Source organism: Streptomyces sp. NPDC087300 (assembly GCF_044744425.1).
Taxonomy (GTDB): Bacteria; Actinomycetota; Actinomycetes; order Streptomycetales; family Streptomycetaceae; genus Streptomyces.
Genome location: NZ_JBIUYI010000009.1, coordinates 112,125 through 126,045, shown reverse-complemented (window position 1 = coordinate 126,045; position 13,921 = coordinate 112,125). Strand labels below are relative to the sequence as shown.

The 13,921-nt window shown below is 72.2% G+C and carries 16 protein-coding genes; 6 read left to right on the top strand and 10 right to left on the bottom strand.

Annotation, left to right across the window (positions count from 1 at the left end; genetic code table 11):
- The first annotated feature begins 116 nt into the window (after window positions 1-116).
- Window positions 117-1,262 (top strand): magnesium and cobalt transport protein CorA, encoded by a 1,146-nt coding sequence (locus ACIO9J_RS33635; protein WP_402007918.1) that lies wholly within the window; start codon window positions 117-119, stop codon window positions 1,260-1,262.
- 49 nt (window positions 1,263-1,311) lie between these two features.
- Here the strand turns inward: ACIO9J_RS33635 and ACIO9J_RS33630 are convergent, their stop codons facing one another.
- On the bottom strand, window positions 1,312-1,731 hold the full coding sequence (locus tag ACIO9J_RS33630) for a CBS domain-containing protein (RefSeq protein ID WP_402007916.1): 420 nt from the start codon (window positions 1,729-1,731) through the stop codon (window positions 1,312-1,314).
- A gap of 156 nt (window positions 1,732-1,887) precedes the next feature.
- Complete coding sequence (locus ACIO9J_RS33625) at window positions 1,888-2,538, bottom strand: uridine kinase (RefSeq protein ID WP_402007914.1); 651 nt, start codon at window positions 2,536-2,538, stop codon at window positions 1,888-1,890.
- Window positions 2,539-2,719: 181 nt separating this feature from the next.
- Here ACIO9J_RS33625 and ACIO9J_RS33620 point away from each other — a divergent pair, with 181 nt between their 5' ends.
- Window positions 2,720-3,382, top strand: a complete 663-nt coding sequence (locus tag ACIO9J_RS33620) for a DUF2293 domain-containing protein (RefSeq protein ID WP_402007912.1) — start codon at window positions 2,720-2,722, stop codon at window positions 3,380-3,382.
- A 221-nt stretch (window positions 3,383-3,603) separates the two neighbouring features.
- Complete coding sequence (locus ACIO9J_RS33615; protein ID WP_402007911.1) at window positions 3,604-4,083, top strand: DUF1772 domain-containing protein; 480 nt, start codon at window positions 3,604-3,606, stop codon at window positions 4,081-4,083.
- A gap of 26 nt (window positions 4,084-4,109) precedes the next feature.
- Here the strand turns inward: ACIO9J_RS33615 and ACIO9J_RS33610 are convergent, their stop codons facing one another.
- From ACIO9J_RS33610 to ACIO9J_RS33600, 3 genes are all read right to left on the bottom strand, one after another.
- Window positions 4,110-4,907: an SAM-dependent methyltransferase gene (locus ACIO9J_RS33610; RefSeq protein WP_402007909.1), complete on the bottom strand. Its 798-nt coding sequence runs from the start codon at window positions 4,905-4,907 to the stop codon at window positions 4,110-4,112.
- Window positions 4,908-5,025: 118 nt separating this feature from the next.
- A complete protein-coding gene (locus ACIO9J_RS33605; protein ID WP_055554313.1) occupies window positions 5,026-5,241 on the bottom strand; it encodes a DUF397 domain-containing protein in 216 nt (71 codons plus the stop codon).
- A gap of 94 nt (window positions 5,242-5,335) precedes the next feature.
- A complete protein-coding gene (locus ACIO9J_RS33600; RefSeq protein ID WP_402007907.1) occupies window positions 5,336-6,196 on the bottom strand; it encodes a helix-turn-helix domain-containing protein in 861 nt (286 codons plus the stop codon).
- 157 nt (window positions 6,197-6,353) lie between these two features.
- Here ACIO9J_RS33600 and ACIO9J_RS33595 point away from each other — a divergent pair, with 157 nt between their 5' ends.
- Window positions 6,354-6,845 (top strand): ATP-binding protein, encoded by a 492-nt coding sequence (locus tag ACIO9J_RS33595; protein WP_402007905.1) that lies wholly within the window; start codon window positions 6,354-6,356, stop codon window positions 6,843-6,845.
- A 62-nt stretch (window positions 6,846-6,907) separates the two neighbouring features.
- Window positions 6,908-7,351, top strand: a complete 444-nt coding sequence (locus ACIO9J_RS33590; RefSeq protein ID WP_402007903.1) for a hypothetical protein — start codon at window positions 6,908-6,910, stop codon at window positions 7,349-7,351.
- A gap of 16 nt (window positions 7,352-7,367) precedes the next feature.
- Here the strand turns inward: ACIO9J_RS33590 and ACIO9J_RS33585 are convergent, their stop codons facing one another.
- The 3 genes from ACIO9J_RS33585 to ACIO9J_RS33575 are packed head-to-tail and all read right to left on the bottom strand — an operon-like array spanning window position 7,368 to window position 10,554.
- The gene (locus ACIO9J_RS33585) at window positions 7,368-8,525 is read right to left on the bottom strand and encodes an acetoin dehydrogenase dihydrolipoyllysine-residue acetyltransferase subunit (RefSeq protein WP_402007901.1); all 1,158 of its coding nucleotides are present in this window, start codon (window positions 8,523-8,525) and stop codon (window positions 7,368-7,370) included.
- Window positions 8,513-9,526 (bottom strand): alpha-ketoacid dehydrogenase subunit beta, encoded by a 1,014-nt coding sequence (locus ACIO9J_RS33580; RefSeq protein ID WP_402007899.1) that lies wholly within the window; start codon window positions 9,524-9,526, stop codon window positions 8,513-8,515. Before ACIO9J_RS33580 ends, ACIO9J_RS33585 begins: the two co-directional genes overlap by 13 nt.
- Window positions 9,527-9,543: 17 nt before the next feature.
- Window positions 9,544-10,554, bottom strand: coding sequence for a thiamine pyrophosphate-dependent dehydrogenase E1 component subunit alpha (locus ACIO9J_RS33575; protein WP_402007897.1), 1,011 nt, complete (start codon window positions 10,552-10,554; stop codon window positions 9,544-9,546).
- 243 nt (window positions 10,555-10,797) lie between these two features.
- Between ACIO9J_RS33575 and ACIO9J_RS33570 the strand changes: the two genes are divergently transcribed.
- Window positions 10,798-12,747, top strand: coding sequence for an ABC transporter ATP-binding protein (locus ACIO9J_RS33570; protein WP_402007895.1), 1,950 nt, complete (start codon window positions 10,798-10,800; stop codon window positions 12,745-12,747).
- Window positions 12,748-12,761: 14 nt separating this feature from the next.
- Here ACIO9J_RS33570 and ACIO9J_RS33565 read toward each other — a convergent pair whose 3' ends face one another.
- Entirely contained in the window at window positions 12,762-12,944 is a 183-nt protein-coding gene (locus ACIO9J_RS33565; protein ID WP_402008342.1) for a hypothetical protein, read from the bottom strand.
- 245 nt (window positions 12,945-13,189) lie between these two features.
- Window positions 13,190-13,873 carry a DUF899 domain-containing protein gene (locus ACIO9J_RS33560; RefSeq protein ID WP_402007893.1) on the bottom strand — a complete coding sequence of 228 codons (684 nt, stop codon included), beginning with the start codon at window positions 13,871-13,873 and terminating at the stop codon, window positions 13,190-13,192.
- Window positions 13,874-13,921: the final 48 nt, after the last annotated feature.

Below are 13,921 nucleotides of genomic sequence, written 5' to 3'. Positions count from 1 at the left end.
GAACCGGGCATTCCGGAGCGGAATACTCCGTTCCCACAGGCCTCAACGAGACACCGCGCAGGACTGGCAAACTGGCACGCCACATCACCAACGGTCACCAGCACGAGGAGCCCCTCATGTCTATGGCAGGCAACCTTCGGAAGGTAGGAAGCCTTGGCAAAGTCACAAGTCTGCGCAAGGTCGGCCGCCTCCGTAAGGTCGCGCGCCTGGGCCGGCGCGGCTCACGCGTCGACCTGAGCCACCCGGCCCGCTCCCCGCTCGGCTCGTCGGTGGTGAACTGCGTGTCGTACCGCGGGGGTGTGCGCCAGCCGTCCGTGGACAGTCTCGTCGAGGCGGTCGAGCGGGTCCGCAAGGCCGACGACGGCTTCGTCTGGCTGGGGCTGCACGAGCCGACGGAACAGGAGTTCGCGGGCATCGCCGACCTCTTCGACCTGCACCCGCTCGCCGTGGAGGACGCGGTGCACGCGCACCAGCGCCCGAAGGTCGAGCGGTACGACCACACGCTGTTCGCCGTGTTCAAGACCGTCTGCTACGTGGAACACACCGAACTGACCGCCACCAGCGAGGTCGTGGACACCGGCGAGATCATGGTCTTCGTCGGCCGCGAGTTCGTCATCACCGTCCGGCACGGCAGCCACGGCTCGCTCGGTCCGCTGCGCGAGGAGCTTGAAGCGTCGCCCGAGCAGCTCGCCGAGGGGCCCGCCGCGGTGCTGCACGCCATCGCCGACCAGGTGGTGGACGACTACCTCGCGGCGACGGACGCGGTGCAGTCGGACATCGACCAGGTGGAGACGGACGTGTTCGCCCCGGACGGCGCGCGGGCCGACCCCGGCCGCATCTACCAGCTCAAGCGCGAACTCCTCGAACTGAAGCGGGCGGTGGTGCCGCTCGGCCGCCCGCTCCAGGTGCTCGCCACCACACCGATGCGCGCCATCGCCCCGGAGATACAGGCGTACTTCCGGGACGTGGACGACCACTTGAAGCGGGCCACCGAACAGATCGCGTCCTTCGACGAGTTGCTGAACTCGATCCTTCAGGCCCACCTCGCCCAGGTGACGGTCGCGCAGAACGAGGACATGCGGAAGATCACCGCATGGGCGGCGGTCGTCGCGGTGCCGACGATGGCCTGCGGTCTCTACGGCATGAACTTCGACTACATGCCCGAGCTGCACTGGAGGTTCGGCTATCCGCTGATCGTGTCCCTGATCGCGGGGATCTGTGTCGCGCTGTACCGCGGGTTCCGGAGGAACGGCTGGCTCTGAACCCCGCGCACTCGGACCCTCCGCCCACTCGGGCGCTCCGCTCCAGGCCCTAGTTCTTGGCGTAGACGCTCTCGACCCAGCCCGCGAGCTGGTCGTCGGTGAGGTGCGTGGCCAGGTCGGCCTCGCTGATCATGCCGACGAGCCGCTTGTTCTCGATCACCGGCAGGCGGCGGATCTGGTGGCCCTGCATCTCCTGGAGGACCTCGTCGACACCGGCGCCCGAGTCGATCCAGCGCGGCGTGCCCTTGGCCATGTCGCCCGCGGTCACCCGGGACGGATCGTGCCCCATGGCCACACAGCCGACGACGATGTCACGGTCGGTGAGGATGCCGCAGAGGCGTTCGTTCTCGTCGCTGATGGGCAGCGCGCCCACGTCGAGTTCGCGCATCAGCTGGGCCGCGCGGTCGAGCGTCTCGTGCCTGGGGATCCACTGGGCGCCCCGGTGCATGATGTCTCCGGCGGTGGTCATTGGTGCCTCCCGTTGCCGGGCGGATTCCGGCGCGGCGCGAGGGCACCGCTGGTCCCGGCGCCCTCATTCTCGCCGCGCCCCCGGACGTACGCATCCGGAGACCGCAGAGGGGCCATAGGGGCCGTGTGGGGTCGTGGGGGGGGCGGGGTCGTGGGGTCACGCCGCGTCCGGTGCGCCGCCGCTCCACGCCGGATGCCGTGGGTCGTCCGCTCGTACGACCACGTCGGCCCGGCCCGCGGGGTCGGTCTCCGTCTCGTACCGCTCGAAGGCCGGCAGCGTCCACCGCTCGCTCTCGGGCATGCGGCGCCGCAGCGCCCCCGGCGAGAGCCGCACATGCACGCCGAGGTCGAACGGGAACCAATGGCCGAGCAGCAGCGGCCCGTGCAGCAACAGGACGCCGCCGGGCGGGAGTTCGACGTACGGGCTGCGGGTCGCGCGGTCCGCCACCGGGTCCCAGAGGTCGGGCAGCACCCGCCCCGTGCCGCCCGGGTCGAGCGGGCCGAAGACCTCGCGCCACAGGGCGCCGGTGTCGAACCACCCGCTGTAGTACGCCTCGACGTCCTCGTGCCCGTACTCGAGACGCAGGGAAGCGGGCCGCAGGAACCCCTCCGTGCCGACGACCAGCGGGGTGCGTCCGCGCAGCCGTAGCGCGTCGGCGAGCCGCGCGGCCAGTTCGCCCGTCCCGGCGGCCGGAGCCCCGTCGACGGCGACGCGCGGCCAGGAGCCGCCGTCGCCGGGCTTCAGGTCGAGCAGCCGGTCGGCGAGGGTGTCGGTCAGCCGTTCCCAGGTGATCGGTTCGAGTCGCACAGGGCCATGATGCCGTGGGCCTTCGCGATGCCGTCGGGGCGCTCGCCCACTGGCACGCCTCCCCACGGGGAATGAGACGGACATGGCGAGCTCCTCGGTCTCCCCCTCCTCCCCGACGCCCCACTCCTCTCCCTCCTCTCCCTTGTCCCCCACCCGTCCCGGACTCCTGGTATTCCAGCCGTTGAAGCGCAGGCGTTGCGCGGAGTGCCGGTCCGGTCCGTTGCGGCTGCTCGTGCTCGAAGGCGGCGACGCGCGCTGTCTGGACTGTGCCGACCTGGGGCACCTCGTCTATCTGCCGCGCGGCGACGCGGCGCTCACCCGGCGGGCCCGCGAGGACAGCGGGCTCTGGGCCGTGGTGGTCCGCTTCCACCGGCGCCGTGCGCGGTACGAGCGGCAGGGCGTCCTCGTCGAGGAGGCGGCGCTCGCGCGCGCCGAGGAGCGGTGCCTGGCGGACGCCGAGGCCAGGGCGCGGCGCAGGGCGCGGGACGCGGTGCGGCGGGCCGCGCAGGACGTGCGGTTCACCGGGGCGTTCGCCGCCGAAATAGCACGGCTCTTCCCCGGCTGCCCCGAGGACCGGGCCCGTGCGATCGCCGCGCACGCCTCGGAGCGGGGCAGCGGCCGGGTGGGGCGCAGCGCGGCGGGCCGGGCCCTGTCGGAGGGGGCGGTGACCGCGGCGGTCGGCGCCGCGGTGCGGCACACGGCGACGCCCTACGACCGGCTGCTGATGAGCGGTGTGCCCCGGGGCGAGGCCCGGCGGCGGATCGCGCCCGCCGTGGAGGCGACGCTGCGTGCGTGGCGGGGCGCCGGGGCGGGGAAACCAGGCAGGACCGGCCTGACGGGCTGACGGGGCCGGCCGGGGTGAGACGTCCGAGCATGCGCGGGCGAGGGTCACGCATGGCCACCAGGACGCCCAGGCAATTGACTTGTGGGGACGGGACGCGGCGTGGAGGATCACTCGCTGCGGGCCCGCCCGTTTGACGTAGGTGACGCAGACGCAGCAGGCGTCGCAGGCGCGGACGTAGCAGACGCATGGGACGTAACGGCCCCAGACCCACGGGAGTTGCCATGATCGACGGTCCGTACTTCGTGCTCGCCGTGCTCGGCGCACTCGCCTGTGGCCTCGTCGCCGGGGTCTTCTGCGCCTTCTCCACCTTCGTGATGAAGGGGCTCGCCGCGCTGCCGCCCGCGCAGGGCATCGCCGCGATGAACCGGATCAACGTCGCCGCGGTCACCGCGGGGTTCATGGCCGTGTTCCTCGGCGCCGCGGGGCTGTGCGCCGTGCTCGCCGTCGTGACGTTCGTGCTCTGGCCCGACGAGGGCACCGTGGAACTGTTGCTCGGCTGCGCGCTCTATCTGGTCGGCTCGTTCGGCGTGACGATCGCCGCGAACGTCCCCCGCAACGACGCGCTGTCGAAGGTCGACCCGGAGAGCGCGGAGGGCGCCGCGTACTGGCGTGCGTACGTCAGTGAGTGGACCGCGTGGAACCACGTGCGCGGTGTCGCGTCCCTCGGCGCCACGGCGTCGTTCATCCTCGCGCTGACCTGAGCCCGGCGGCAGGCGCGGGCGCCGGGTCAGGGCTTGGACGCCACCGCGCCGTACCCCGGGACCGGCCCCTCGCCCGCGTCCGGCACCGGCTCCCCGAGCTCCGGCTTCCACCGGTCGATGACGGCGACGCCGGGATCCACCAGGTCGTAGCCCTCGAAGAAGCGCGCCACCTCCGCGTGCGTGCGCAGCGCCAGGGTCATCCCGCGTGCCTTGTAGAGCTCTGCGGCCCGCCGCGCGGTGTCCGGGGTGAACTCGCCCGTGCCGTGCGACAGCATCAGATGGCTGCCCGACGGCAGGGCGCTCATCAGCTGGTCGACCAGTTCGTAGGCGCCGTCCTCGTCCGCGATGAAGTGCAGCAGCGCGACGAGGGACAGGGCGACGGGACGGTCGAAGTCGAGGACCCGCGCGGCCTCTTCGAGGATCTTCGCCGGTTCGCGGAAGTCCGCCTGGATGTACTCGGTGACGCCCTGCGGTGCGGAGCGCAACAGGGCCTCGGCGTGCGCGAGGACGATCGGGTCGTTGTCGCAGTAGACGACGCGCGCGTCGGGGGCGATGCCCTGGGCGATCTGGTGGAGGTTCGGCTCGGTCGGTATGCCGGTGCCGATGTCCAGGAACTGGCGTACGCCACGGCCCGCGAGCCAGCGCGTGGCCCGCTGCATGAACGCCCGGTTGGCCCGCGCCATCGTCAGGACCCGGCCGTCCATGGCGACGAGCTGGCGGCCCATCTCCTCGTCGACCGGATAGTTGTCCTTGCCGCCGAGGAACCAGTCGTACATCCGCGCGGGGTGCGGCTTGCTCGTGTCGATGTACGACGGGTCGGTCACGGCGGCTCCACGGGTCAGGGTCGACGGGAAGAGGACTGACGAGAAGAGGACTGGCGGGACGAAGGCTGGCGGGACGAGGACTGGCGGAACGAGGACTGGCGGGACGAGCGCTGCGGGGTCACGAGAGCAGGAAGTCCGCCTCGCCCGCCTTGGCCCCCTGGATGAACGCGGTGATCTCTCCACGCGTGTAGATCAGCGCCGGACCGTCCGGGTCTGTGGACTGGCGCACCGCGACCCTGCCGTCGGCCAGCTTCATGGCCTCCAGGCAGTTGCCGCCGTTGCCGCCGCTCCACGGCTTGTGCCAGCCGTCGTTGCCGAGGTCACGGGCGGGCATGCCGTTGTAGATCCGGGACTCGGTGCGCGAGTCGTCGCGGGCTCCTGGTGAACGCGGACCGGCAGGGCGCGTTCCGGCTCGATGTCGGTCCATGTCACAGCTCCTTGCGGAAATCCCTGAGGATCTCCTTCGTGCGTTGTGCGGTGGCGGCCTGCGCCGCCATGCGGTCCATGACCTCCAGGTGGGTGGCCACCTCGGTGCGGCCGTCCAGGTAGACGGCGCCGGTCAGGTACTCGCTGTAGACCATGTCGGGCAGCTCCGCCATGGAGAAGCGGAACAGCACGAAAGGCCCGTACGTCCCCGGGTGCGGACCCGACGCGAACGGCGCGACCTGAAGCGTGACATGGGGCAGCTCGGTCGCTTCGAGCAGGCTGTCGATCTGCTCGCGCATCACGTCCGGACCCCCCACCGGCCTGCGCAGCGCGGTCTCGTCCATGACCACCCAGAGCCGGGGCGCGTCCTCGCGGGTGAGCAGCGACTGGCGCTCCATGCGCAGCGCCACGTACCGCTCGATGTCCGCGGGCCTGGTCTGGCCGATCGCGCCCGAGCGCATCACTCCGCGCGCGTACTCCTCGGTCTGGAGGAGTCCCGGCACGAAGTGCGGCTCGTAGGACCTGATGAGGCTGGCGGCGCCCTCCAGGCTGACGTACATGCTGAACCAGCCGGGCAGGATGTCGTGGAACCGCTGCCACCAGCCGGGCTTGTTCGCCTCCTCGGCGAGCATGACGAAGGCGTCCGCCTCGTCGTCGGCGATGCCGTACGACTTCAGGAGCAGCTGGAGATACGGGATCTTCAGCGCGACCTCGGCCGTCTCCATCCGGCGGACGGTGGCGGGGGCGACGCGCAGGATCTTCGCGGCCTCCTCGCGTTTGAGACCCGCGCGCTCGCGCAGATCCTGCAGGCGACGACCGAGAACGACCTGTCCGACGGTCGGCGCGGACCGCGGTTCGCTCACGTCTCCTACCTCCACCCACTCCGCGTTGCTTCAACTCACACCGCACCGCGAGCTGTTGCGAGCAGTGTGCCATGCGCCGTCTCGGAGGAACACGCCACTGTGCACTTTTCAGAGTGGCTCTTGCCAAGGTGTTCAGGGCGGGGCGATAGTGGAGAGCGTGACTCCGCCCGCGCCGTTAGGAACCGAAGCCGCCGGAGGCCGTCTTGGCGATCTCGCCGAGACCCGGCCCGAGGACGCCGCCGAGGTCTGCGTCAGTTTCGCTCTCGCTCCACGTCCCGGCTCCGCCGCACAGGCCAGAAGGCTGATGCGCGCGCAGCTCGAGGACTGGGCGGTGCGCGACGACGACGCCTGCGACGCGGCGGCTCTGATCGTCTCCGAACTGGTCACCAATGCCGTGGTGCACACCGCGAGCCGGCGGATCATCTGCGAGCTCTGCGCGGATCCGGAGAAACTGCGAATAGCCGTACGTGACGACGGATGCGGTTCAGGGATGCCGCGCCCGGCGCACAGGGGGGCCGACGATGAGCACGGGAGGGGACTGCTTCTCGTCGATGCGGTGAGCAGCGCTTGGGGCGTCCACGACGCGGGGCCCGGTATCGGGCTCACGGTGTGGGCGGAGTTGCCGAGAACGACGTGCGCGCAGTGGTGAGGCCAGTGGCGTACGCGGGAAACGGATGAGTCGAACGTGGCAGTGACGCGGGCGGGGGGCATGTGAGCGCGGGTACGGTGCGGCCGTTGGATCTGAACACCTTGGTCCGGCTATCACGGCGGCGACAGCACGCCAGAGCGTCGGCGCCGCCTCCCCTGCGGCTCGGCCTGCCCGAGGGAATGACCGATCCGCTGGGCTGCGACGCCGTCGCGGTGCCCGCCGCGCTCGGCCCCGGCCTGATGTCCCGGCTGCCCCGGGTGGGCTGCGTGTACGAGGACGGCCCGCGCTGGTGGTGGATCGTGCCCGCGGACTCCGACGTCGCCATGGAGTGGCCGTCGGCCGTCGCGTACTCGTCGGGGGCGGTGGTCAGGGACGCGGGCTGCCGTCCGGTGCTGATCAACCGGCCGGACGGCGATGTTCCCTATACTCCGCCGATTCCGCTGTACCTCGCGCTGTGCCGGGTCACCGGGACCACTCCGGGGTGGTCCCGGGCCGTCAGCGCGTGAGTGCGGTGCGGGTTCGCTAGGGGGCCGTAGGCCCGGACATCGCCCCCTCGATCGCCCGTACCACCTCACCCGGCGTCTCCATGTGCGGCATGTGGCCCGCGCCCGGGATGACGCGGACGTCGGCCCCGTCCTTCAGGGATGCCGCGTTGGACGCGGGGAGCACCCGGTCGTGCTCGCCCCAGAGGGCCACCGCGGGGACCCCGGCCGCCGGGCCGCGCAGCAGCGGCGTCACGTCGAGGGCCGGTGCGTCGTCCTCGGTGAGCAGGGTGTCGAGCAGGGTCCGCAGCGCGCGGTCCACGCCGTCCAGGCGTTTGTACTTGAGCAGATCGTCGATCAGCTGCCTGGTCACCCGGTGCTCGTCGGCGAAGAGCTTCATGAGCTGGGGTCGCAGCTCGCGCCTGTTGCCCGCCGCCGCGAAGCCCCGCAGATACGCGGCGTCCACGTCGGGGCCGACCCCGGCGGGTGCCACCAGGGTCAGTGAGGCGACCCGGCCGGGAGCCGCCGCGGCCGCCACGGCACAGACCGCGCCGCCGAGCGAGTGCCCGACCAGATGGGCCCGCTCGATGCCGAGCGCGTCCAGGAAGCCGACGAGCAGCCGGGCGAGCGCGGTCAGGCCGCCGTCGCCCACCTCCTTGCCCGACTCGCCGTGGCCCGGCAGGTCGAGGGCGTGGACGGTGTGGTGCGCGGCGAGCGGTTCCCGCACGAAGAGCCAGGAGTTCTTGTCGCCGCCGAAGCCGTGCACGAGGACGACGGCCTGTTCGCCCGCGCCCGACGTCGCGTACGCGAGCGTGCTCCCCGCCACCTGGACCGTGGCGGTGCCGGGGCCTTCCTCGTCCTCGGCGGGCAGTCCCGAGGCCAGTGCCTCCCGCGCGTCGGCGGCGAGCCGGTCGATCTCCGCGTCCGGGACCTCCGCCGGGGCGATCAGCGCGATGACGCGGCCGACGGGTGCCTCGCCGCCCGCCGCCGCGACGATCCGCCGCAGCACCCCGGCGCCCGGGGCCTCCAGGGTCCCCGCGATCTTGTCGGTGTCGATCTCGGCGAGATCGTCGCCCGCCGCGACCTGCTGGCCCTCGGCCGCCAGCCACTCGGTGATGCGCCCGGTCCTCATGGACAGGCCCCACTTGGGCATGGTCACGCGGGCGACGCGGTGTTCCGGCACGGTCACGGCTTCCATTCGACGACGGTCTTGACGGCGGCGGCGACCCGCCCGGCGTCCGGTATGTAGAGGTCTTCGAGCGCGGGGCTGAACGGCACCGGCGTGTGCGGCGCGGTGACCGTCCCGATCGGCGCCTGGAGCGCGCCGAACGCCTCGCGGGCGACGAGCGCCGAGATGTCGGCGGCCATGCCGCAGCGCGGACCCGCCTCGTCGACGACCACGAGGCGCCCGGTCTGCCCGACGCTCTCGACGATGGTCTCGGTGTCCAGCGGACTGGTGGTGCGCGGGTCGATCACCTCGCAGCGCACGCCGGAGGCGGCCAGCGCGTCCGCCGCCTCGCGGGCGACGGAGACCATGCGCCCCAGCGCCACGACGGTGACGTCCCGGCCCTCGCGCACGACGTCCGCCTCGCCGAAGGGGATCGTGTAGCTCTCGGTCGGCACCTCGCCCACCACGTCGTACATCGCCTTGTGCTCGCAGAAGATCACCGGGTCGTCGTCCCTGATCGCCTGGGTCAGCAGGCCCTTCGCCTCGTACGGGGAGGAGGGCAGGACGACCTTGAGGCCGGGCACCGAGGTGAAGACGGGGTACAGCGCCTGCGAGTGCTGGGCCGCGGCGCGCAGGCCCGCCCCGTACATCGCGCGGACGACGACGGGCGTGACGGCCTTGCCGCCGAACATGTACCGGAACTTCGCCGCCTGGTTGAAGATCTGGTCGAAGCACACCCCCATGAAGTCGATGAACATCAGCTCGGCGACCGGCCGCAGGCCGCGGGTGGCGGCCCCGATCGCCGCGCCGATGAACGCGGACTCCGAGATCGGGGTGTCGAGCACCCGCCCGGGGAAGCGGGGCTGGAGCCCCTTCGTCACCCCGAGCACGCCGCCCCAGGCGTCGTCGGCGCCCGGCGCGCCCGCGCCGCCCGCGTTGTCCTCCCCCATGACGATGACCGAGGGGTCGCGCTCCATCTCCTGCACCAGTGCTTCGTTGATCGCCTCGCGGTAGCTGATGCTGCGTGCCATGCGTCGGCCAGCTCCCCTCAGTTGTACGAGATGTAGACGTCGGTCTCCAGGTCGGCGCGGGTCGGCAGCGGCGCGGCCCGTGCCTCGTCGACGGCCTCGTCGATCAGCGTCGCGACCTCGGAGTCGACGGCGTCCAGCTGTGCGGCGGCGAGTTCGCCGGTGCCGGTCACGGTGGCGCGGAAGCGGCTGAGGCAGTCGAGTTCGGCGCGGGCGCGGCGCACCTCGTCCGCGCGGTAGGTCTGCTGGTCGCCCTCGAAGTGCCCGTAGTAGCGGGTGAGTCGAACTTCGATCAGGGTGGGTCCGCCGCCCGCGCGGGCCCGCTGGACCGCCTCGCCCGCCGCCTCGTGCACGGCGAAGAAGTCGAAGCCGTCGACGGTCACGCCGGGCATGCCGAAGGCCGCGGCGCGCGCGGCGATGGACCCGCCGCCGACGGACCACTCGGCCGCGGTGGCCTCCGCGTAGCCGTTGTTCTCCGCGACGAAGACGGCGGGCAGGTGCCAGACCGACGCGAGGTTGAGGGACTCCAGGGTGGTGCCCTGGTTGCTGCCGCCGTCGCCGAAGAAGGCGACGGCCACGCCGCCGTCGCCGCGCACCTTGGCGGCGAGCGCGGCACCGCAGATGAGGGGCGGTCCGCCGCCGACGATGCCGTTGGCGCCGAGCATGCCCTTGGCGAGGTCGGCGATGTGCATCGAGCCGCCCTTGCCGTGGCACGAACCGGTCGTACGGCCGTAGATCTCGGCCATCATCGCCTTCACGTCGACGTGCTTGGCGATGCAGTGGCCATGGCCGCGGTGGGTGGACGCGATGACGTCGCGCTCGTCGTCGAGGTGGGCGCAGACGCCGGTCGCCGATGCCTCCTCACCTGCGTAGAGGTGGACGAAGCCGGGGATGTCGCCGGTCGCGAACTCGTCGTGGAGCCGCTCCTCGAAGCCGCGGATGGTACGCATCGTGCGGTACGCGCCGAGCAGCGCGGGCCCGTCCAGGCCGTGCGCGCGGGGGACCCCGGATGTCCGGAGAGTGTCGGTCACGGAATAACTCCTTTGCCGGTACGGGTGTGGAGTTGCGTCCATGGGTCATGCCACTGCGGACCTCGCTGACCGGGCAAGGGTTGCCCGGGGTTGCAAGGGCCCGGATGGCTCATGGTGGCCCTGAGCTGTGGCGAGCGCCCCCGGCGTGCACCGGGTACGCCGTGGCGCTGTGCGCACGCGCCCTGCCCGCGCCCGACGGCCGCCGCGATAGTGGCCGTTCCCCGTTCCGAGACGGAGATCAGATTGGCCGAATCAGCGAACGACGACGCCCCCACGGCGAACGGCACACCCCGTCCGCCGGGCACCTCCGAGTCCGAGACGCTCCTCTTCGGCGGCCCGCTGCGCTACGACACCGGGTGGTCGCAGCACGAGGACGCCTTCCTGCAACTGGGGTTCCGCGCCATGCTGGCCCGGCTGCCCGCGCTGCTCCGTGCGAGCTTCCGGCTCGCCTGGCGGGCCGACCGGCAGGCCGCCCGCATCGTGCTCGCCGCGGAGCTGGCCCGCGGCCTCGCCCAGGCGGTCAGCCTGTTCGCGGTGAACAGCGTGCTCGCCCGTCTGATGACCGACGCGCCGGTCGAGGACCGGCTGCGCGGCGCGGCACCCGCGCTGATCACCATGGCGTGCGTCCTGTTCGCCTCGGCGCTGCTGCGCGCCGCCTCCACGTACGCGACGGGCCGCCTGGAGCCGAAGGTCGAACGGGTCGCCACCGAGCAGTACCTGGAGCGGGCGGCGGGCGTGGAGCTCTCCGCGATCGAGGACGACGCGTTCCACAAGCTCCTGGACACCGCGCAGTACGGGGCCGCGTCCGCCCGTCGCATGATCTCCATCGCGACCCGGGTGGTGAACGCGATGATCTCGCTGATCGCCGCGGCGAGCGTGCTCACGGTCCTGCATCCGGTGCTGTTACCGCTCCTGGTGACGATGACGCTGCCCAGCGCGTGGAGCGCGCTGACCATCGCGCGGCGTCGTTACCGCTCCTTCCACGCCTGGGTGCAGCACGCCCGCGCGGGCCGGCTGATCAGCGGTCTGCTCACCGAGACCGCCGCGGCGCCCGAGATCCGCGTGCACGGCGTGGGCCCCTTCCTGCTGCGGCACTTCCGGTCCATGTCGGAGGCGGCCGAGGAGGAACAGGCGCGGCTCGCCCGGCTCGCCGCCCGCACCGGACTGACGGCGGCGGCCTGGACGGGCCTGGCGACCGCGGCGACGTACGCGACGCTCGGCGGGCTGCTGCTCTCCGGGGCGATGGCACTGTCCGTGGCGGGCACCGCCGTCATCGCCATCCGCACCGGCGCCGCCAGCCTGGACAGCCTGGTCCTGGAGATCAACGCCCTGCACGAGGACGCCCTGTTCGTCGGCGACCTGGACCGGCTCTGCGTGGAGGCGGCGCGCCGCGCGATACCCGTCGGCGGCACGGAACTGCCGCGCGAGCCGCGCGAGATCCGCTTCGACGGCGTCACCTTCCGCTATCCGGGCTCGGCGGGCAGGGCGGCGCTCAGCGAGGTGTCGCTCACCGTGCCCACCGGGAAGATCGTCGCGCTGGTGGGCGAGAACGGCTCCGGCAAGACGACCCTGGTCAAGCTGCTCGCGGGCCTGTACGCGCCGGACCGCGGGCGGATCCTGTGGGACGGCGTGGACGCCGCGGATGCCGACCGCGCGCAGCTCGCCGAGCGGGTCGCGATGGTCGCGCAGGACTTCAAGCGGTGGCCGTTCACCGCGCGCGTGAACATCGCGATCGGCCGCGCCTCTGCGGCCCGCACCGACGACCGGTTGCGCACGTCGGTGGCGCAGGCCGGGGCGCAGGGCGTGGTGGACGATCTGCCGCACGGCCTGGACACGCTGCTCGCGAAGGCGTTCACCGGCGGCCACGAACTGTCGGGCGGTCAGTGGCAGCGGCTCGGCATCGCGCGGGCCGCGTACCGGCGGGGCCGGATACTGATCGTCGACGAGCCGACCGCGGCGCTCGACGCGCGGGCCGAGCTGGAGGTCTTCGAGAAGATCAGGGCGCTGGCCGGGACCGGGCAGACGGTCATCCTCATCACGCACCGCCTGGCGTCCGTGCGCCACGCCGATCTGGTCCATGTCCTCGACGGGGGGCGCCTGGTGGAGTCCGGCACCCCCGAGGAACTGCTCGCGACGGGTGGCGTCTACGCGGAGCTGTACGCGCTCCAGGCGGACCAGTTCCTGGCCCGCTGACCCACCCGGGACCCTCAGGCCGCCACGGGGGCGTCCTCGGGCTCGCGCACGATCACCAGGAAGGCGTCGGTGGCGAGGTCCATGACGACCTCGGCGCGCTGCCCCTCCTGACGGCGGGCCCGCGCGAACTCCTCAGCGGGCCACGATCCACGCGGTCCGCCCGCGGGAAACCGTTCCAGCACCACTCGTCCGTTCATCATGATCCTGCTCCCCCGTGCGATTCGGTTCGGTCCTACCGAGCCGTCCTGACGCGCCGATCGGGCGCCGCCCTGCGAGCTCGTACTGATGAGAACGCGCGAGATACCCCTCAGGGCTCGCAACGTGACCGAACCGACACGGAGTTGAGGCAAAACCCAGGGTTCTCCCGGGGCCTCGCGGGCGTGCGGGGAGCGGATCGTGCGGGATGCGGATCGTGCGGGGTGCGGATCGTGCGGGGAGGGGATCAGTCGTCGTACTCGTCGTGGTAGCGCACCCGCGCGCTGCCCGCGGGCACCCCGAGCGCGGAGGCCCGCCCCGCGGGCCGCTCCCACTCCTCCTGCCGGCCGAGCGCGGTGAGGTCGAGCAGGCTGGTGGTGGAGCCGAGTCCGTCCAGGCCGCGGGCGAACGTCCCGTACGTGTGGTAGATCCAGTCGCCGTCGCGCAGGAAGCAGTTGATGCCCGGCACGTCGTGGGGCTCCTCGGGGAAGGACGCCTGGAAGTCGTGGTTGAAGTCGCCGCCGTTGGTCGAGTACCAGGGCACGGTCCAGCCCATCCGGGCCTTGAAGGACAACAGCTTGGTGAAGGGCGCGCGGGACACCGCGACGAAGTTCGTGCCCCGGGCCCGCAGATGGCCGAGGTGCCCGATCTGGTCGAGGAACGCGGAACAGCTGCGGCAGCCCGCGTCCCATTCGGGGGCGAACATGAAGTGGTAGACGATGAGTTGGTCGCGTCCGTCGAACAGGTCGAGCAGGGTCGCCTTTCCGTCGGCGCCGTCGAAGTAGTACTCCTTGTCGACCTCGACCATCGGCAGGCCGCGCCGCTCGGCGTTGAGCGCGTCGCGCGCGCGGGTGGCGGCCTTCTCCTTGGCGAGCAGGTCCTCGCGCGCGGCTGCCCACTGCTCGCGCGTGACGATCTCCGGAAGTCCCATGGTGTGTCTCCTCCACCCTTCGGGCGCGTACGTCTCCAGAGGGGTGGA

What these genes read in the sequence shown, in the direction of transcription:
- ACIO9J_RS33635 (WP_402007918.1), top strand. Translation starts at nt 117, where the DNA reads ATGTCTATGGCAGGCAACCTTCGGAAGGTAGGAAGCCTTGGCAAAGTC.
- ACIO9J_RS33630 (WP_402007916.1), bottom strand. Translation starts at nt 1,731, where the DNA reads ATGACCACCGCCGGAGACATCATGCACCGGGGCGCCCAGTGGATCCCC.
- ACIO9J_RS33615 (WP_402007911.1), top strand. Translation starts at nt 3,604, where the DNA reads ATGATCGACGGTCCGTACTTCGTGCTCGCCGTGCTCGGCGCACTCGCC.
- ACIO9J_RS33605 (WP_055554313.1), bottom strand. Translation starts at nt 5,241, where the DNA reads ATGCCCGCCCGTGACCTCGGCAACGACGGCTGGCACAAGCCGTGGAGC.
- ACIO9J_RS33585 (WP_402007901.1), bottom strand. Translation starts at nt 8,525, where the DNA reads ATGGAAGCCGTGACCGTGCCGGAACACCGCGTCGCCCGCGTGACCATG.
- ACIO9J_RS33580 (WP_402007899.1), bottom strand. Translation starts at nt 9,526, where the DNA reads ATGGCACGCAGCATCAGCTACCGCGAGGCGATCAACGAAGCACTGGTG.
- ACIO9J_RS33565 (WP_402008342.1), bottom strand. Translation starts at nt 12,944, where the DNA reads ATGAACGGACGAGTGGTGCTGGAACGGTTTCCCGCGGGCGGACCGCGT.
- ACIO9J_RS33560 (WP_402007893.1), bottom strand. Translation starts at nt 13,873, where the DNA reads ATGGGACTTCCGGAGATCGTCACGCGCGAGCAGTGGGCAGCCGCGCGC.